Source organism: Ruegeria sp. BA12, assembly GCF_056539625.1.
This window is the reverse complement of sequence record NZ_JBQFVF010000017.1, coordinates 1-18044: the sequence shown is the minus strand read 5'-3', so window position 1 is coordinate 18044 and position 18044 is coordinate 1. Positions and strand designations below refer to the sequence as shown.

At 55.5% G+C, this 18044-nt stretch carries 17 protein-coding genes and 2 pseudogenes; 10 read left to right on the top strand and 9 right to left on the bottom strand.

Annotated features, from left to right (window positions below; genetic code table 11):
• Positions 1-336: 336 nt before the first annotated feature.
• Complete coding sequence (locus tag ACR0B0_RS20575) at positions 337-1002, bottom strand: sugar transferase (protein ID WP_170352088.1); 666 nt, start codon at positions 1000-1002, stop codon at positions 337-339.
• Positions 1003-2091: 1089 nt separating this feature from the next.
• Here ACR0B0_RS20575 and ACR0B0_RS20570 point away from each other — a divergent pair.
• From ACR0B0_RS20570 to ACR0B0_RS20530, 9 genes and pseudogenes are all read left to right on the top strand, one after another.
• Positions 2092-3174, top strand: a complete 1083-nt coding sequence (locus ACR0B0_RS20570) for an MHYT domain-containing protein (protein ID WP_425082665.1) — start codon at positions 2092-2094, stop codon at positions 3172-3174.
• Between the two features lie 140 nt (positions 3175-3314).
• Positions 3315-4148 (top strand): FAD binding domain-containing protein, encoded by an 834-nt coding sequence (locus ACR0B0_RS20565; RefSeq protein ID WP_425082641.1) that lies wholly within the window; start codon positions 3315-3317, stop codon positions 4146-4148.
• Positions 4149-4162: 14 nt separating this feature from the next.
• Positions 4163-4657: a (2Fe-2S)-binding protein gene (locus ACR0B0_RS20560; RefSeq protein ID WP_093963851.1), complete on the top strand. Its 495-nt coding sequence runs from the start codon at positions 4163-4165 to the stop codon at positions 4655-4657.
• Positions 4654-7071 (top strand): aerobic carbon-monoxide dehydrogenase large subunit, encoded by a 2418-nt coding sequence (locus ACR0B0_RS20555; RefSeq protein WP_170352090.1) that lies wholly within the window; start codon positions 4654-4656, stop codon positions 7069-7071. Before ACR0B0_RS20560 ends, ACR0B0_RS20555 begins: the two co-directional genes overlap by 4 nt.
• Positions 7072-7124: 53 nt before the next feature.
• A complete protein-coding gene (locus ACR0B0_RS20550) occupies positions 7125-7991 on the top strand; it encodes an AAA family ATPase (RefSeq protein WP_170551244.1) in 867 nt (288 codons plus the stop codon).
• Positions 7991-9178, top strand: a complete 1188-nt coding sequence (locus tag ACR0B0_RS20545) for a vWA domain-containing protein (RefSeq protein WP_170352092.1) — start codon at positions 7991-7993, stop codon at positions 9176-9178. The genes ACR0B0_RS20550 and ACR0B0_RS20545 overlap by 1 nt, the downstream gene beginning before the upstream one ends.
• 12 nt (positions 9179-9190) lie before the next feature.
• A complete protein-coding gene (locus tag ACR0B0_RS20540; RefSeq protein WP_170352093.1) occupies positions 9191-10003 on the top strand; it encodes an XdhC family protein in 813 nt (270 codons plus the stop codon).
• A 106-nt stretch (positions 10004-10109) separates the two neighbouring features.
• Positions 10110-10562, top strand: a complete 453-nt coding sequence (locus ACR0B0_RS20535; protein ID WP_170352094.1) for an SRPBCC family protein — start codon at positions 10110-10112, stop codon at positions 10560-10562.
• A gap of 100 nt (positions 10563-10662) precedes the next feature.
• Positions 10663-10767: pseudogene (locus ACR0B0_RS20530) on the top strand (IS5/IS1182 family transposase); the annotation flags it as partial.
• Between the two features lie 216 nt (positions 10768-10983).
• On the opposite strand, the gene ACR0B0_RS20525 reads toward ACR0B0_RS20530, so the two are convergent.
• The 7 genes and pseudogenes from ACR0B0_RS20525 to ACR0B0_RS20495 form a co-directional block, all read right to left on the bottom strand.
• Positions 10984-11778 (bottom strand): metallophosphoesterase, encoded by a 795-nt coding sequence (locus ACR0B0_RS20525; protein ID WP_170352095.1) that lies wholly within the window; start codon positions 11776-11778, stop codon positions 10984-10986.
• Between the two features lie 2 nt (positions 11779-11780).
• On the bottom strand, positions 11781-12590 hold the full coding sequence (locus tag ACR0B0_RS20520) for a carbohydrate ABC transporter permease (protein WP_170352096.1): 810 nt from the start codon (positions 12588-12590) through the stop codon (positions 11781-11783).
• Complete coding sequence (locus ACR0B0_RS20515; RefSeq protein ID WP_170352102.1) at positions 12587-13480, bottom strand: carbohydrate ABC transporter permease; 894 nt, start codon at positions 13478-13480, stop codon at positions 12587-12589. The genes ACR0B0_RS20520 and ACR0B0_RS20515 overlap by 4 nt, the downstream gene beginning before the upstream one ends.
• A 59-nt stretch (positions 13481-13539) precedes the next feature.
• On the bottom strand, positions 13540-14796 hold the full coding sequence (locus ACR0B0_RS20510) for an ABC transporter substrate-binding protein (RefSeq protein ID WP_170352097.1): 1257 nt from the start codon (positions 14794-14796) through the stop codon (positions 13540-13542).
• Between the two features lie 56 nt (positions 14797-14852).
• On the bottom strand, positions 14853-15869 hold the full coding sequence (locus tag ACR0B0_RS20505) for an ABC transporter ATP-binding protein (protein ID WP_170352098.1): 1017 nt from the start codon (positions 15867-15869) through the stop codon (positions 14853-14855).
• Positions 15870-15871: 2 nt separating this feature from the next.
• Positions 15872-16471, bottom strand: a complete 600-nt coding sequence (locus ACR0B0_RS20500) for a DeoR/GlpR family DNA-binding transcription regulator (RefSeq protein WP_438826491.1) — start codon at positions 16469-16471, stop codon at positions 15872-15874.
• A pseudogene (locus ACR0B0_RS20495) lies at positions 16472-16648 on the bottom strand (DeoR family transcriptional regulator); the annotation flags it as partial. It lies immediately after the preceding gene.
• Between the two features lie 268 nt (positions 16649-16916).
• Between ACR0B0_RS20495 and ACR0B0_RS20490 the strand changes: the two are divergent.
• Complete coding sequence (locus tag ACR0B0_RS20490; protein ID WP_170352100.1) at positions 16917-17801, top strand: HAD-IIA family hydrolase; 885 nt, start codon at positions 16917-16919, stop codon at positions 17799-17801.
• An 81-nt stretch (positions 17802-17882) separates the two neighbouring features.
• Here the strand turns inward: ACR0B0_RS20490 and ACR0B0_RS20485 are convergent.
• The coding region (locus ACR0B0_RS20485; RefSeq protein ID WP_480649382.1) for a transposase at positions 17883-18044 on the bottom strand (162 nt) is incomplete at its 5' end.

Genomic DNA, 18044 nt, shown 5'->3' with positions numbered 1-18044 from the left:
CTCGAATCTTCACGTCAATCTATCGCTTTTTCGATCGGCGCCTCACTAACAACTTTCAAAACAAACGTCCCGAAACAATCCGCCAAAAAAAATATCCACAAAACACCTTGTGGCAATTCTGCAAGTAGACAGTTTGACACCCATTTTTTGGGCATTTTTAAAACATCTTAAAGTAGAGTCATGCCCAAGCCATCTCCCCTTCGAAAAAGGGTAGAAGGCCATAGTTTCCTGACTTTCTTTAAGCTTGATCAGCTTGCCTGATCTGCGGCAGGCGTCTCAGATTTTGATCGCTGGAAAAATACGGATCTTCCGAAAGCCTCTACCGACGGAGATTGCTCAAGCTCCGCTTCGGCGTAGCATGATCGAAATGGTGCGCCACACGATCCAAGCTTCCATGATAAGCCCGGTATTTGCGATGTAGTACAGATCTGCCTCTACTTTTCGGCGTGTCGCATCTGTACCTTCGATATACCCAAGTTCAACCTGCGCCCAGCCACTGATTCCGGGGCGCACAAGGTGACGCGCCTGGTATCCGGGTATAAGCGACATATATTCTCGGGCATGCTCGATGTAATCCGGTCGAGGGCCTATCAAGCTCATTTCACCTTTGAAAACATTAATGATTTGCGGTAATTCATCAATGCGGGACTTGCGCAAGAAGCGACCAAGCTGGGTAATTCTGTCCTCTTCCAACGGGCAATCAGCACCCCGTTCAATTTTCTTGGTCGGGCGCATGCTGCGAAACTTGTATGCTGTGAATGGTTCGCAGTTTTTCCCCATACGCACCTGAGAATAAAATAGAGGCCCCTTGTTCCAAATTGGGTTCAAGACGAGCAGGACGATTCCAAAAAACACCGCGAGAGGCAACAGAACAAATACGCTCAGGACAAGATCAAACGCACGTTTTGCCAAGGCAAAAAAGACACTTGGTGCAGAGGCTGGAGCCCGCGCAAAGGCGGTGGATTCCCCGAGATCGTGCTCGGGTAAATTAAAATCAAACATAACTGCTCAAGAGCCTTAAGCTAATTATTTTTATACTCGTTTTAAGGGAGCACTTCTTTTTTTAACCGTTTATCAACCACTTCAGGAGAGTGTCAATATATTTGAGTTAAATTTGCCTCAAGCCTTAAATGAATCGGATTCTAAGGCGTCTGGTTCACCGTCTTACCGGACCACTTTAGATCTGTTTGAAGGGTCCTAAGCATGTTGGAGAGGGCCCGAAGGAGCCCAGTCTAGCGAACCCATCTACGCGCGGTGTTCCTTACGTGTAATTGTCGGCGTCGAACAGCGATGCAAGGTGTCGGATTCAATTGCCAAGCCAAGGAATCGGGCAGGGGTAATCAACCCAATCGCCGCGGTCTTCAATATAACGCAGTCGAGCATTACAGCCCTATTGGTCATCGCGTTATTTTTCACTCATAAAGCTCTCCCGGACGTGACGAGCCATAACCCGATGTTCACTTGGATTGCAAAAGATCACCTTATTCGATAAGGGGGCGCTTTCGGGATTGATCCAAGAAATCCTCGCAAACCGCGCTAAACTCCTCAAGGGGCCAGTTGAGGCACGGGCTGGGATCTGGACAACAAGGCACGTGGGACGGGCCGCAAGGCGATTTAATGATCCGAAGATGGACAGTGTATTCGCGAAGTGTTCAAACGCGTTCTCGCCTATTTGGTCACGTAGCTTTTGGGCTAACTGGATCTTTGCTCCGGTCTGGCGCGAACTTAAAATCGTGATCGCCCGGATAGGTCGGTAGCAGTAGGAGGCAGGCAAAATATCTGCAGCGGCGAAGCTTGCCTGGACGCAACTTGAATGGAATGTACCGTAATCGCCACCTTTCATGTCTAGAACTGCAACCACATTAACTATGAGCGATCCCTCTTCAGCCAGGACACTTTCGTGCAGACACGTTCCACCGCTGCTGCCGAATGGCGCGAACTCGGTGCCGGACACAGGACAGCTTTGCTAGCCTCACTGAGACTGATTCGAATTCCTCTGCGCGTGCTACTGCAGTCCGGTCAGAGTAGATTGTGCCGGGAATTTCAGTTTGCTAACGTCGGACACGCGCTGGGGAGGGCGTGTACACCTATATGCTGGACTATTCGCACAACGCCTGGCTTGTCGCGGCCTCTTTGGCCGTTGCGCTGATGGCCGGATTTACCGGCCTTTATCTGACGCATGGCGCGTCCCGGCTGGATAGCCAGCGCCGCAAGCTTGTCGTTGCTCTGGCGGCGGTCATTCTGGGCGGCGGTATCTGGTCGATGCATTTCGTTGCCATGCTGGGCCTGCAACTGCCGATACTGTTTTACTACGACGCACTGATCACTCTGATCTCTGCGCTTGTAGCGATCCTGATGGTTGGGCTGGCGCTGCTGTTGCTGCATTTCCGTCCGCGTACGCCTCAGACGATGATCGGATCGGGGGTGATCGTGGGGCTGGGCATCGTGGTGATGCACTACATTGGCATGGCGGGAATGCAGCTATGCCGCCCCGTATACAATGTTCTGGACGTAGCTCTGGCGACGTTGGCCTCGGTGATCCTGTCGGTCGCGGCTATTTGGGTTGCTTATGGCAACCGCACGCAACGCAATATTCTGCTGGGCACAGTTTGCTTTGGGTTTGCCGTTTTTACTATGCACTTTGTGGCGACCGGTCTGACCGATTTTGTGGCAAGTGACGCCGCCGGCGGTGCGGGGCCCGCGCTGGACAATCAGGTTCTGGCGATGGGCGTCACCGTTTCTGTTTTCCTGATCTGCGGAGCTTTTCTGCTGACCGGGATATCGTTCATCGAACCGAAGGAAAAGCTGGCGCCCGAACGCACGCCGGAACCCGCAACCTTGCGCGCCGGTGTTCCGTTCGAGCGTGAAGGCCAGACATATTTCACGGAACCCGCCAGCGTTGCCGCCATCCGGGCCGAGGGGCATTATACTGTTCTCTATATGGGTGTTGAAAAACTATTCTGTCCTTGGTCGATCACCGAGGCCGAAAACCGCTTGAAACCAGACGGGTTTTTGCGCGCCCATCGCAGCTATCTGGTGAACCCCAAACACGTCTCTAGCTTTGAACGTCACAAGGACAACGGCACCTGTTATTTTGACGGGGTCGACGCGTTGACCAAAGTGCCGGTCAGCCGGTCCCGCCTGACGGACATTCGCGAGGCTCTGGGCCTCTGATCGCAGTTCATGCAGCCTATTCGCATTTCGTGAAACAAGCCGCGCGACCTGTTCCCGATCGCTGGAAGCCTTAAGTCACACGTTCTTTCCTACCTCTTAGGTTCCCCAAGGCACACCGCTCGGACCCAGGGAGGAAAAACATGATACCAGCCGGTTTTGAGTATCACCGGCCAGGCGACATCGCCACGGCCATCGGCATTCTACAGGAACACGGAGACGAGGCGCGCGTCATTGCGGGCGGGCACAGCCTGATCCCGATGATGAAGCTGCGCATGGCCGAGATGGGCCATCTGGTTGATCTGCAAGCCATTGATGAGTTGAAGGGCATCGAGGTCGGATCTGATACCGTCTCACTCGGCGCGATGGTAACTCAGCATGAGATGATAACCCATGATGGTCTGGCTTCGGCCGTTCCATTGATCCGCGAGGCGGCTTTGCAGATCGCGGACCCTCAAGTGCGCTATGTTGGCACTGTTGGCGGGAACGTCGCCAATGGCGACCCGGGCAACGACATGCCGGGCCTGATGCAATGCCTGAACGCCACGTTTGAACTATCGGGACCTGACGGCACCCGCAGTGTGGCAGCACGGGATTTCTATGAGGCCGCGTACTTTACTGCACGCGAGGATGAGGAAATCCTGACCCGGATTTCGATCCCCGTGCCAGGCTCCGGGGTGGGTCAGGCGTACGAGAAGCAGAAACGTAAGATCGGCGATTACGCGACGGCCGCAGCGGCAGTGATGGTTGGCAACGGACAGGCCTCGGTCGCGATGACCAACCTTGCGGACACGCCCATCTGGTCCGAAAGCGCAAGCAATGCGCTGGCCGACGGAGACGTCAGCGGCTGCGTCGCCGCAATGCTCGACGCAATTGACCCGGTGGCTGACAACCGCGGTCCCATCGAATTCAAGAAACACGTGGCCGCCGTGATGCTGCGCCGCGCCATCGACCGTGCGCAAAGCCGCGCGAGTTGAGGGGAGGAACAACCATGTCAAAAATGCACGTAAAACTAACAGTGAACGGCAAACAGGTCGAAGGTCTGGCCGAGCCGCGCACGCTGCTGATCCACTTCCTGCGGGAAGATCTGAAAATCACCGGTCCGCATATTGGATGCGAAACCAGCCATTGTGGGGCCTGCACCGTGGATATTGATGGCAAGTCCGTCAAGTCCTGTACAACCTTTGTGGCGCAGGTGAACGGGGCCGATATCACAACCGTCGAAGGGCTGACCAATGACGATGGTAGCCTTGGCGTTTTGCAAGAGATGTTTCGCGAACATCACGGGCTGCAGTGCGGCTTCTGCACGCCGGGCATGATCACCCGCGCGCATCGTCTGCTGCAGGAAAACCCGAACCCAACCGAGGAAGAAATCCGCTTTGGTATGGCTGGCAACCTGTGCCGATGCACCGGATACCAGAACATCGTCAAGGCGATCTCGGCCTCAGCTGACATGCTGAACGCTCAGAAGGAGGCCGCGGAATGAACGATCAAACCATGACCCCCGAAGAACGCGCCGCCAATCTCAAAGGGATGGGTAGCTCGCGCAAACGCGTCGAGGATGTGCGCTTTACCCAAGGCAAGGGCAACTACGTCGATGACATCAAGCTGGACGGGATGCTGTTTGGCGCGTTTGTCCGCTCGCCCTATGCTCATGCCCGCGTTGTCAGTGTGAACAAAGAGGCCGCGTTGGCCGTGCCCGGCGTTGTTGCTGTGTTGACAGCCGAGGATCTGGCTCCGCTGGGTTTGCATTGGATGCCGACGCTGGCAGGTGACAAGCAAATGGTGCTGGCCGATGGCAAGGTTCTGTTCCAGGGCCAAGAAGTCGCCTATGTCGTTGCTGAAAATCGATACATCGCAGCGGATGCGGCAGAACTGGTCGAGGTTGACTTCGAAGAACTGCCCGTTCTGACCGACCCGTTCGAGGCGCTGAAATCGGACGTTGTACTGCGTGAAGACCTTGCGGGTCAGACCGAGGGCGCCCATGGCCCGCGCAAGCATCACAACCACATTTTCACTTGGGAACAGGGCGACAAAGATGCGACGGAAGCCGTGCTGGGTGAGGCGGATGTCGTGGCCGAAGAGATGGTCTATTACCACCGGACCCACCCATGTCCGCTGGAGACCTGTGGCTGTGTGGCTTCGATGGATAAGGTAACCGGTAAGCTTACGCTTTATGGTACATTCCAGGCCCCGCACGCGATCCGAACCGTAGTGTCGCTGATCTCTGGTCTCGCCGAGCACAATATCCGGGTGATCAGCCCTGATATCGGTGGCGGCTTCGGTAACAAAGTTGGTGCTTATGCGGGCTATGTCTGCTCGGTTGTAGCCTCTATTGTCACCGGTCAACCGGTGAAATGGGTCGAGAATCGGATGGAAAACCTTATGTCTACCGCCTTTGCCCGCGACTACTGGATGCAGGGCAAGATCTCTGCGACCAAGGATGGCAAGATCACTGGTCTCTGGTGCCATACCACAGCAGATCATGGTGGATTTGACGCCTGTGCCGACCCAACGAAGTTCCCGGCCGGGTTCATGAACATCTGCACCGGGTCATATGACATCCCCACCGCTTATCTGGCTGTGGATGGGGTTTACACCAACAAGGCACCGGGCGGTGTCGCCTATCGTTGCTCGTTCAGGGTGACCGAGGCTGCGTATTTCATTGAGCGGATGATCGAGGTTCTGGCCATCAAGCTGAACATGGACGCGGCCGAGTTACGCCGGATCAACTTTATCCGCAAGGATCAGTTCCCATATCAGTCCGCGCTGGGATGGGAATATGACTCGGGTGACTATCACACCGCTTGGGACAAAGCGCTGAAGGCCGTGGACTATGATGGTCTGCGGGCGGAGCAGGCGCAACGGATCGAGGACTTCAAAGCCGGAAAGACCCGCAAACTGCTGGGCATCGGTCTGACGCATTTCACCGAAATCGTCGGGGCTGGACCAGTCAAGAACTGCGATATCCTTGGGTTGGGAATGTTCGACTCATGCGAAATCCGGATTCACCCAACCGGTTCCGCCATCGCACGGCTGGGGACGATCAGCCAAGGTCAGGGCCATGCTACGACTTTTGCTCAGATCATCGCCAGCGAGATCGGCCTGCCTGCCGATGACATCACGCTGGAAGAAGGCGACACTGATACCGCGCCTTATGGGCTTGGTACCTATGGGTCTCGGTCGACACCCGTGGCCGGCGCGGCAACGGCGATGGCCGCCCGCAAAATCCGCGCCAAGGCGCAGATGATCGCAGCCTACTTGCTGGAAGTGCATGACGACGACGTTGAGTGGGACGTGGATCGGTTCTCAGTCAAAGGTGCTCCTGAGCGGTTCAAGACGATGAAAGAAATCGCCTTTGCCGCATATAATCAGGCCATTCCGGGGCTGGAACCCGGTCTGGAGGCCGTAAGCTACTATGACCCGCCGAATATGACCTACCCGTTCGGGGCCTATATCTGCGTCATGGAGATCGACGTCGATACCGGCGAATGGGAGGTCCGGCAGTTCTATGCGCTGGATGATTGCGGGACCCGGATCAATCCCATGATCATCGAAGGTCAGGTCCATGGCGGCGTGACCGAGGCGTTGGCCATCGCTATGGGTCAGGAAATCGCCTATGATGAGATGGGCAACGTCAAGACCGGTACGTTGATGGACTTCTTCTTGCCCACCGCGTGGGAGACGCCCAACTACACCACTGATCACACGGTGACGCCATCTCCGCATCACCCGATCGGTGCCAAGGGCGTGGGCGAGAGCCCGAATGTCGGCGGTGTGCCTGCGTTCTCGAACGCGGTGCATGATGCTTTCCGCCCATTTGGCCTTGTTCAAAGCCACATGCCGCATGATCACTGGCGCATCTGGAAGATCGCCAATGGTCTTGGAATGCACGGCTAACAGGAAAGGCCGTCGCGTCGAAACTTGGTGCGGCGGCAATCCGGGAGAATGGCATGAGCTTGCAGGACATACAGCAAGGCCTCGCCGAGGTGGGCTATGTTGCCGACGACCGATTGGCTATGGCGTTGCATCTGGCGCAGACGCTTGGGCGTCCACTGCTGCTGGAAGGCCCGGCTGGGGTCGGTAAAACCGAGGTCGCCAAGGCGTTGGCAGCACAGCGCGCCGCGCGGTTGATCCGGTTGCAGTGCTATGAAGGGCTCGATGCCAGCCATGCGATTTATGAGTGGAACTACCAGCGCCAGTTGCTGGCTATTCGCGCAAGCGAGGCACAGGGTGGCACCAGCGAAGCGCAGTTGTTCAACGATGATTATCTGCTAAAGCGACCCTTGCTGGAAGCAATCAGCGAAGAAGAACCACCTGTTCTGCTGATTGATGAAATCGACAGGGCGGATGAGGAGTTTGAGGCCTATCTGCTCGAAATTTTGTCGGACTTTCAGATCACGATCCCTGAACTCGGCACCATCAAGGCGCGTTCGCGGCCCATCGTGATTCTGACGGCGAATGGCACTCGGGACTTGTCGGACGCGCTGCGGCGTCGGTGCCTGTATAGTTTCCTCGACTACCCATCGCGTGAAACGGAAATGGCGATCCTGAAAGCTCGCATGCCCGCAGTCGAAGGGCTGTTGGCGCGCCAGATTATTAGCGTTGTGCAGGCGCTGCGCAAAGAGGACTTGGAAAAGACCCCCGGCATCGCCGAGATGCTGGACTGGGCGGCCGCTCTTTCAGGGCTGGGCGTCAACGACATGGCGCAGTCCCGCAAAGACGTTCAGGCAACCCTTGTTTGTCTTTTGAAAACTGCAGCCGACTATGACGCAGCTCCGCCTGAAGTGATGGATCGCCTGATCGGAAAGGTGGCGTGATGCAGGTCACCCGCTTCCCCTCTCGCGCATCTGGTCTGTCGGATCGCATGTCCGGCTTCATCGAACATTTGCGTATGAACGGGATGCGAGTTGGTCCGGCTGAAACGGGGGACGCATTGGGTGCGCTGGCGGCGGTTGAGGCGACGGATGTCAGACAGGCCCAGCAGGCACTTTGCGCGTTGCTGGCTGGCGACGTCGACGATTGGCGGCGGTTCGATGATTTGTTCGAAGCCTATTGGTTCAACACTGGCAAGCAACGCACGGGAACCGCCCAAACCGCGCATGTGCGGGTTCAATCTGCAAAGCCGATGATCTGGCAGCAAGAGAGCCAGGATAGTCAGGAATCCGAGACTGGCACGGATCAGGCCGCCGCACCTGATACCGGCGATGGGGAGGCCGTGGGGAGAGACGGGAAGCTAATCGCAACCCGTACGGCCAACCTGTCGCGCCGGGATTTGCGCGAACTGATGGATGAAGACGCCCTGAGGCAGGCGGAACAGGTCGCGACCGCCATCGCACGCGCCATCCGCGACCGCCGCTCGCGTAGGCGAAAGCAAGCTCTGCGGGGCTCTGCTTTGGACATGCGCCGGATTCAACGCGCCAGCCTTGCACGAGGAGGAGAGCCGATGGATCTGTATCGCCGCGCTCGCCCATCACGCCCAATGAGGATTGTGGCCTTGTGTGACGTCAGCGGTTCCATGGCTGTCTATTCGCGGGTCTTTTTGGCCTTTTTGAAAGGATTGATCGGTAGTGGAGCTGAGGCAGACGCCTATTTGTTCCACACGCGTTTGATGCGTGTGACTGATGCACTGCGCGATCACGACACACTGCGCGCGGCTGGACGGCTATCACTCATGGCCGAAGGGTTCGGCGGTGGTACCGACATCTCGGGAAGCCTTGAGAAGTTTCTGAACGGATACGGTGCCCGGGCATTGAACGGGCGGACGATCGTTTTGATCCTCTCGGACGGCTATTGCAGCTCGTCACCTGAAGCCTTGGGAGAAGCGCTGGCTCAGGTTCGACGCAAGGCGCGGCGGATCGTCTGGCTGAATCCTCTTAAAGGATGGAAAGACTATCAGCCCATTGCTGCTGCCATGCAGGCTGCGGAGCCGTATCTGGATGCGCACTTACCGGCCAACACGCTCGACGCGCTGTCGGCGTTGGAACCCGAATTCCGAAAACTGTGAAAGGACACGGCTATGGCAGGTTTCGACATTTTCGACACGATTGAGGAGTTGCGTCAAAAGGGTGACGCCTTTTGCGTGGCAACTGTCCTTCGAACTGCCGACGCAACCTCGGCCAAGGCAGGTGGCAAGGCCGTGATTACGCGGGACGGGTGTATTTTTGGGCACCTGGGTGGAGCGTGCGTGCAGCGCGTCGTACGCGCATCGGCGCAGGAGGCACTTGCAGTTGGAATTCCGAAAATGATCCGCGTGAAACCTTCGGAAAAGGTAGTGGCGATGACAGATCCGGATGGTGTTGAGACCTTCAAAAGCGGTTGTCCTTCGGGCGGAACTGTCGACTTGTTGATCGAGCCGTATCAGCACACTCCGCGCCTGATCATATTTGGAGACTCTCCGATTGCACATGCGCTTGCCGCTCACGCGGCGCTGTCCGGGTTGCGTGTTTGCTTGCCTGAAGGTTCAGAAAGCTCGGTGGAATTCATCGGGTTTGATCCGAATGACCTAAGCGCATTGGGGGTTGAACCACGCGATTTCGCGGTGGTAGCCTCACAGGGGAAGGGCGATGGTGCAGCGCTGAAATCTGCGCTTGAATCACCAGCACGACGCGTTTCGATGGTCGCGAGCCACCGAAAGGCCAAGGTGTTGTGCGAGAGGTTGCAAGTGCAGGGAATGACCGTCGAGCAGACCAGTCGACTCAAGTCACCGGCCGGTCTGGATATCCATGCAATCGACCCGCACGAAATCGCCCTTTCGATCCTCGCCGAGATCATCCTCTGGCGGAATTCAGACAATTCCAAGGAGACATCGCATGATGAAAAAATGGCGTAAATGGTTGCAGTCCTTTCGGACTGTGAAGCCGGAACAGACCCCGGAAGAGGCGACCGAGACCGCACTTCGCGTTTTCCCAAGATGCTGTTGAGTAAAGGACTCTCAAATGGAACTAAATGACGAAATCCGAATCTCTGCTCCGCGTGACGTCGTGTACCGAGCGCTAAATGATCCGGATGTGTTGCGTGAGTGCATTCCCGGTTGTGAGGAATTGATCCAGCATTCTCCCGAGCATTTGGAGGCCAAAGTTGTGCTCAAAATCGGCCCCGTCAAGGCTCGGTTCAGCGGCGAAGTGACGTTGGACAACTCCAATGCTCCGGATGAGTTTTCCCTGACCGGTGAAGGAAAAGGTGGCGCTGCGGGCTTTGCCAAAGGGGGTGCGGATGTCAATCTTAGCACGGAGGGCGAGGAAACGGTTTTATCCTATACTGCCAAGGTCACAATCGGCGGAAAAATAGCGCAATTGGGCAGCCGGTTGATTGCAGGTACTGCAAAAAAACTTTCAGCCAAGTTTTTTGACAGGTTTGGGGAAATCGTCACCGAGCAAAACGTCGGTTAGGGTCAGGACTTCGGTAACGAGGTCTTCCCAATCAAGCGGTTTTGCGCAAAATTATTGATCCGCTGAAGCGGTGTTTTCAGGTCTTTACCTGTCCGACCTGCTATGGGAGTCGATCATGGATACTTTGAACCAAAGCAAAGCCGTTCCTCACAATCTGCAAATGATCGACAGCACCGTGATCCGCGCCCATCATCCACTTCCCGGCAGGGCATTGCGGTAACAATGTCCCGAGAGGGAGGCAGCGGGTGCCAAGCCATGGCCGCGATGATAAGTTACACCTTGGCACGCACTTTTTGTTGATCAGGCGCTGGCTGCATTGTTCGCACTGCGTGAAGGTGCACAATTACGAAAAATGCAGTTGCAGCGAATATCAGCAATGCGGACAAACTTGCCGTTCGTTTCCTGAGCCACGAAGTCCGCTTTAGAATGAAAACGGTCCCTCGGCAGTGTCTAGCGAAACAGCGCTCCATGTACCGCTCTTTCCGGTCTCGAGAACTGCGCAACCCGTAGGTCCAGAAAAAAACCCAACCGGAGCCACCGCGCGTCGGTCCAGTGCAAAACCGCTGCAAAGGCCCGGCGCTGTAATGGCAACGTGACCGCCAACGCGGCCAATGTGAACGCCGTGGACGTGCCCAGCCAACACCGTGATCTCTCCGGAGTGCACTGCAAGAATTTCTGCCAGATCGGAATGGTTTTCCAATCCGATAACATTCATGAAATCAATTCCGGTGCTAAATGGCGGGTGATGCAACATAACGACAACCGGCCCGTCAGACCCAGAAAGCTCCCGCTCCAAAAAATTAAGACTTTCCACGCGCAGCCTGCCACCGCCCTGTCCTTCAACCAGCGTGTCAAGCCCGATAACACGGGTATCGCCCACTGTGTCCGCCCAATCAATAAGCCCGTCCACCGGCATGATGTCCAAACCTGAAAATGCCTTTTGCATTGGCTTGCGCGCATCATGATTTCCAGGAACAACATAAATCGGCAGGTCAAACCGCTCCAGTTGTGCGCGCGCGAAATCGTAACTGTCCGGGCTGCCATCTTCGCTAACGTCACCAGTGACTAGAACCGCGTCGAGCGGGCCAAGAGCTTCGCCTCTTTCGATCAATCGGTCGATGACCCCAATCAGGATCGCGCGGGTATCAAGCACGCCTGAACACAAATCGCCGCGCGATACCGCGTGCAAGTCACTTAGATGAAGAAATGTCGCCATGACTATTTGATCCCCGCGCGCAGGAAGGCCTGAACGAATTGACGCTGGAACACGAGGAACGCGATCAACAAGGGCGCAACGGACATCATCGTTGCCGCCGAAATGACGCTTATATCCACACCATTTTCCGGTGCGCCGAAGATCGACAGGCCAACCGTCAGCGGTCGTGTGTCGGGCGAGTTGGTCACGATGAGCGGCCAGAGGAAGTTGTTCCAGTGGGTCGATACCGACACCAACGCATAAGCAAGATATGTCGGGCGTGCCAAGGGCACGTAGACTCGCCAAAGAATTCCGAACCAGCCGCAGCCTTCGACGCGCGCTGCCTCATGCAGTTCTATAGGAACGCCCTTAAACGCCTGCCGCATTAGGAAAATGCCAAAGGCAGAGGCCATATAGGGCATTCCGACGCCAAGAATCGTGTCAAACAATCCGAGGCGTGAAACCATTGCATAGTTTTCCACGATCAACACTTCGGGCAGGATGAAAAGTTGCATCAGCACTAGGATGAACACGAAATCCCGACCCGGAAACTGGACCTGGGCGAAGGCAAATCCTGCCAGCGTCGTGACGAAGAACTGACCAATAAGGATCACCGTCACTAAAAGGAAGGTGTTGAGGAAATAGCGTAGCCACGGCGCCCCCTCCCAAGCGGTGCGGAAATTGTCGAGCGTCCATGGCGACGTGATGTTAAAGTTGACCGCGTCAGAGGTGCTGTGGAAAGCCGCCCAAAAGGCAAAGACCAGCGGGGAAATCCAGATCACGGCCAACAACAATGCGCCAAAGGATTCGATATGTCTGGAAAATCCGCTCACTGGTAATGGGTCCGCTTGTCGAGAATGGTGAACTTGACGCCGGCAACTACGCCAAGCACGACAAGCACCAGGATGGTCATTGCCGCTGCGTGGGGCGCATCAAAGAAGGCAAAGGCCATTTCCCAGATGTAATAAAGGATAAGCTTGGAGGCGTCGTTGGGCCCGCCCTTGGTGAGGATGAACAAATGATCGATCAACTTCACAGAGTTGATCAACGCATTGACCATGATAAATAGCGTCGTCGGCATCAACAACGGCAGCACAATCCTGCGCGTATAGGTCCAGCGGCTGGCGCCTTCAATGTCGGCAGCTTCCTTGAGGTCCTCGGGGATCGTCTGCAAGGCCGCCAGATAGAAGACCATGAAAAACCCAGCCTCTTTCCAGATCGTCACGATAATTACAGCCCACAGGGCAGTTTCAGGCTGCCCCAGCCAGTTGATTGAGGGAAGGCCAAACAGACCGCCGATCTGGTCGAGCACACCCAATCCGGGAGTATAAAAAAACAGCCAAAGGTTAGCCGCTGCGATCATTGGCAAGACCGTGGGCGTGAAATAGGCGGTGCGTACAAACCCGCGCGCCGGGATCTTGGAGTTCGCCCAAAGCGCCATCGAAAGCGCAATTGCAATAGAAATAGGGATGGTCGCGCCCGCATAGATCAAGTTGTTCACGACAACTTTCCAAAAGGTTGGATCGGCAAACAGGTCGGCATAGTTCTCGCCGCCGACAAATTCGCTGGGGCGTCTTCTGGTTTCTCGGCTGAACAAGCTCGACCACAAGGTCGCAAGCGAAGGATAAAACGCAAAGGTCGTCAGCAGAATTGCCGCTGGAGACAACAGGATCCAACCGTAGATGGCCTGTCGACGACGCTCGATATTCACATGCTCTGCCATATAGCGACCCTCAAGGTTAGGTGCGTCGGGCATCTCTGCCCGACGCCAGGGAGTTGAGGTTACTGGTAATCACGCAGCAGGCGCACAGCCGATGTCTGGGCTTCTCCTAACGCGTCTTCAGCCGATTTTGCGCCGGTCAAAGCCGCCTGAATTGCGTTATTCAAACCCTCACGCACGCGTGCGGTTTCAAAGGTCGAGAACTCGGCAACCGCATTTTCCAGCTGGTTTCGGGCAACGAGAGCGGGTGGGAACTCTTCTGTATAGGATTTCAGCGCCTCGGTTTCATACGCCGCCGGAGACACGCCCATATAGCCGGTCGCGATGGACCACGCTGCCGCTTGCTCGGGTGAGGTCATGAATTCGATCAGCTTCATGGCCGCCGCGCGCTCTTCGTCTGATGTTTCCTTGAAAACATAGAAGTTGCCGCCGCCGGTAGGCGAACCCAGCCGCACATTGGCCGGAAGCTCGGCGACGCCAAAGTCAAAACTGGCGTTGTTCTTCACAGCCGTAAGGTTGCCGGTCGAATGCCACATCATCGAGGTCTGACCTTCGAGGAACGCCTGCCGCAGGGTACCCCATTCAACGGTGCCAGTGGGCATGATGCCATGCTCCTGCGACAGCGACTGCCAGAATTCCAACGTATCGACAACGGTTTCGTCATCGAAATAGGTGGTCAGGCCGTCATCGGACATCACCTCCTTGCCGTTCTGGATCGCCAACGCCTGGAACATCCAATAGGGATAGCCTGTCGATGGGATCATCAGGCCATAGGTGTCGTCGTTGGTCAGTGCCTTGCCCATGCTGATCAGCTCGTCCCAGGTCTTGGGCGGTGCCTCAGGGTCAAGACCTGCCGCACGAAACTGGTCCTTGTTGTAATAGGCAACGATAGTTGAACGCTGGAACGGAATGCCCCAAGTTTTGCCCTCGATCCGGCCATTGGCCATCAACGCCGGATAAAAGCTGTCTAGCCAGTCCGGGTTAACCCCGTCGATATCTTCGTAGGCCACGATCAGATCCTGCTCGATCAGATCATAGGCATCGATTGAGAACATCACAGCCAGCTGAGCCGGTTCACCCGATGCAAGTGCGGACAAGGCACGCACACGCGTGTCGTCATAGTTGCCTGAATAGATCGCGTTGACCTTGATGTCAGGGTTGGCAGCTTCAAAATCGGCAACGATGCCATCTACTACCTCGGTCAGCGCGCCGCCAACCGCGATAGGATAATACATGGTTAGTTCCGTCTCTGCCGCCGCGGCTGAAGCCAGCGCGGTGGCCGAGACGGCAGCCAAACTTATCTTTCTAATAACGTTCATTTTTTCCTCCCAGTGATGACAGTTATTCTTGTCTTTCCAAAGTTCAGTTGCTTGACCTACCCGGCCAGTCGCTTGCCCATGTCGTCAAAAAAATGCAGGTCTTCATCGGAAAAGCTGATCTCCAGATCTTCTCCTGCCGGAATATGTTTCAGTCCGGGCATGGACACGGTCAGACCATTGGCAGCAGGATGTGACAGGCCAATGAATGTTTCGGAACCCAGGAATTCGCACTCCGATACTTTACAAGTCAGCCTGCCCTTGCCCGATTCCACCACCTTCACCGCTTCTGCGCGAAGGCCAATTGTCGTTGCGCGCTCAAATCCCGGCACGCCTTCAGACTTGATCAGCGCCATTGGCGGGGCACCGACAAACTCGGCGACAAAGGTGTTAGCAGGCTTGTAGTAAAGCTCTTCCGGTGAACCTGTCTGCTGGATATGGCCGTCTTTCATCAGCACGACCATGTCGGCCATGCTCATCGCTTCGGTTTGGTCATGCGTGACGTAAACCACGGTGATGCCCAAATCGACCTGAAGTTTTTTGATGTCCTTGCGCACCGAGGCGCGCAGCTTGGCATCAAGGTTCGAAAGCGGCTCATCCATCAGGCACAGCGGCTGGTTTGCCACGATCGCACGTGCGAGCGCCACACGCTGGCGCTGACCCCCCGACAATTCCCCCGGCTTACGCTGCTCATAGCCCAGCAAGCCAGTGATCTCGAGTGCCCGGGTCAGTTTCTCGCGCCGTTCCGCCGCGCCGACTTTTCGCACCTTGAGGCCAAAGACAACGTTTTCCGCAACACTCAGATGCGGGAACAAAGCATAAGACTGGAACACCATCGACAGATTGCGTTCTGCAGGGGCAGAAGTTGTGATGTCGCGCCCGTCAATGACGATCCGCCCCTCATCCGGCAATTCCAGTCCGGACAGCAATCTCAGCGTCGTTGATTTGCCACAGCCCGAAGGCCCAAGCAGCGCTACGAACGAACCACGCGGGATTGAAAGATTAATATTCTCGACGCCAAGCTGCCCATTCCAGCGCTTAGCAATATTGTCAACGTGAACAAACGGTTCTGCCATATTCAGCGCTCTCCTTGTGAGTAAGAAATGGCTTCGCCCAAACTGTCTGCGAGATCGGAAAATTCAGGAGCCGGACGACGGTCGCATGCGATCACGTCGACATCCGAGATGTTGCCGCCCAATGCCGGCGCAATGCGACCAAATTTACTACTGTCAATTACGAGAATCGATTTGGCTGCGTGCTGCTGCATTTTCATTCTTACCCGAACCTCAGCCGGATGAAATTCTAACAACCCACCATCATGCGCCACACCGGCAACGCCAAATATTGCGAACTCGGCGCGAAACCTGTCAAAGAAATCGGTTGCTTCTTCGCCTATAAAATCACGATCGGGCAGGCGCAGCTCGCCTCCTGGCAAAAGGATACGGTTTGAGATTTCATTACTCAGCGCCATCGCGGCACTCAGGTTGTTCGTGATGACCGTTAACTCCTGGTGGCCGGACAGTGCCTTGGCCACTTCGAGCGGGGTCGATCCGATCGATAGGAACACATTTGCTCCGTTTGGGATCATGCTCGCAACAAGTTCGGAAACCGACCGTTTGCCACGTAAGTTCGTTCCGGCTCTCTGATCAAACGGTGTATTCAAACGGCTTTCAGCCAACTCGATCCGCCCGTGCGCGCGTCGCAGGTTTGCACCGTCGCACAAAATGTCCAGATCACGGCGGATGGTTTGCGTCGAGACCCCTAGCATTTCCGCTAAGGCCCCCACACTGACACCGCCACGCTCTTGCACGACCTGCTGGATTAAATCCCTCCGTCTGATCTTTTTTGACGCCATATATCCCCCTTCAAGTTGCCAAAACCATACCACCAAAAAACAACAAAACAACATTTTTTAGTCAAAGCCACATAAAACCTTAAAGGGCGCCTTGGCTGCAATCTTCGAAAAAGTTATATCAATCAGTATTTTGCGCATGAAATCTCGAAACTCCTTGGCAATGATTTCTCAAAATGTTGTTTTTTCTTCCATTTATTTTTGTTGATGTTACATTCCGGATTGCGTCAAACCTGTCGGGGGCGCCCATCAAAAAAGGACATTTGGACACATGCTTGACGCCAACTCGATATTTTCGCGTTATCAGTCCATACGTCCCAGGCTTCCAAAAGCAACATTCACTGCAGCCACTCTGGATATCGAGTCACTTCTGGATATTGGCAACGAAGTAGACGCCTTTGTTTTTGATGCTTTTGGCGTTCTAAATGTTGGGGAAACTCCGATTCCCGGCGCGGCAGCTCGTTTGAAAGAGCTCAGGAAGGGCGGACACCAGATTCGCATTCTTTCTAATGCTGCCAGCTATAATCACCAGGGCGCGACTGCAAAATTTCAGAAGCTCGGAATGCAGGTTGATGCAGATGAGATTGTAACCAGCCGAGACGCAGCCTTGGCAAACTTGAACGACGGTCTGTGGGGCTGCATCGCCTCGCCGTCTGACGACCTGACGGACATCTTATCCGAGACGATCAGGCTTGAGGCAGACCAGGCAGACTTTGACCGGGCTGACGGTTTCTTGTTTCTCTCGACCGAAATCTGGCGACAATCTCAACAATCCATGCTTTGCGACAGCTTGTTGGCCAACCCGCGCCCAGTGGTGATCGCAAATGCTGATCTGGCAGCGCCACGAGACTTCGGGTTCTCACTGGAGCCCGGTCACTACGGGCATTTGCTTGCAGATGAGGGCCTTCAAGACATCAGGTTCTTTGGCAAGCCATTTCCGGAAGTATTTGAAATGGTCGAAGCCACACTTCCAGGAGTTCCGCCCGAACGCATCGCGATGTGCGGTGACACTCTTCATACCGATATCCTTGGTGCAGCGGCACGGGGTTGGAGTACAGTCCTAGTCGCGCAAGACGGAGTGTTTTCGGGGCTGGATACTCGCACTTTTTGCGAGCAATCCAGCTTGACACCGAGCTGGCGCCTACTTCGCATATAGAAAACATCGTGATGCTCCCACTTTTGGAGAAGTATCAGACCGAAGGTTAGCCTTGGTTCGAACGTTGACTAGGGTCAGGACTCATAGCCAATAGATAACGAGTGCTGCGAGGACGATTGCTGACAGGAAGACCTTCGGGCACCTGTCGTAGCGGGTTGCCACACGCCGCCAATCCTTCAACCTGCCGAACATGATCTCGATCCGGTTGCGCCGTTTGTAACGACGCTTGTCGTACTTAACCGG

Coding starts and splice junctions, on each gene's coding strand:
- ACR0B0_RS20555 (WP_170352090.1), top strand. CDS start 4,654: ATGAACGATCAAACCATGACCCCCGAAGAACGCGCCGCCAATCTCAAA.
- ACR0B0_RS20510 (WP_170352097.1), bottom strand. CDS start 14,796: ATGAACGTTATTAGAAAGATAAGTTTGGCTGCCGTCTCGGCCACCGCG.
- ACR0B0_RS20540 (WP_170352093.1), top strand. CDS start 9,191: ATGGCAGGTTTCGACATTTTCGACACGATTGAGGAGTTGCGTCAAAAG.
- ACR0B0_RS20515 (WP_170352102.1), bottom strand. CDS start 13,480: ATGGCAGAGCATGTGAATATCGAGCGTCGTCGACAGGCCATCTACGGT.
- ACR0B0_RS20535 (WP_170352094.1), top strand. CDS start 10,110: ATGGAACTAAATGACGAAATCCGAATCTCTGCTCCGCGTGACGTCGTG.
- ACR0B0_RS20575 (WP_170352088.1), bottom strand. CDS start 1,002: ATGTTTGATTTTAATTTACCCGAGCACGATCTCGGGGAATCCACCGCC.
- ACR0B0_RS20545 (WP_170352092.1), top strand. CDS start 7,991: ATGCAGGTCACCCGCTTCCCCTCTCGCGCATCTGGTCTGTCGGATCGC.
- ACR0B0_RS20550 (WP_170551244.1), top strand. CDS start 7,125: ATGAGCTTGCAGGACATACAGCAAGGCCTCGCCGAGGTGGGCTATGTT.
- ACR0B0_RS20565 (WP_425082641.1), top strand. CDS start 3,315: ATGATACCAGCCGGTTTTGAGTATCACCGGCCAGGCGACATCGCCACG.
- ACR0B0_RS20505 (WP_170352098.1), bottom strand. CDS start 15,869: ATGGCAGAACCGTTTGTTCACGTTGACAATATTGCTAAGCGCTGGAAT.
- ACR0B0_RS20570 (WP_425082665.1), top strand. CDS start 2,092: ATGCTGGACTATTCGCACAACGCCTGGCTTGTCGCGGCCTCTTTGGCC.
- ACR0B0_RS20490 (WP_170352100.1), top strand. CDS start 16,917: ATGCTTGACGCCAACTCGATATTTTCGCGTTATCAGTCCATACGTCCC.
- ACR0B0_RS20525 (WP_170352095.1), bottom strand. CDS start 11,778: ATGGCGACATTTCTTCATCTAAGTGACTTGCACGCGGTATCGCGCGGC.
- ACR0B0_RS20560 (WP_093963851.1), top strand. CDS start 4,163: ATGTCAAAAATGCACGTAAAACTAACAGTGAACGGCAAACAGGTCGAA.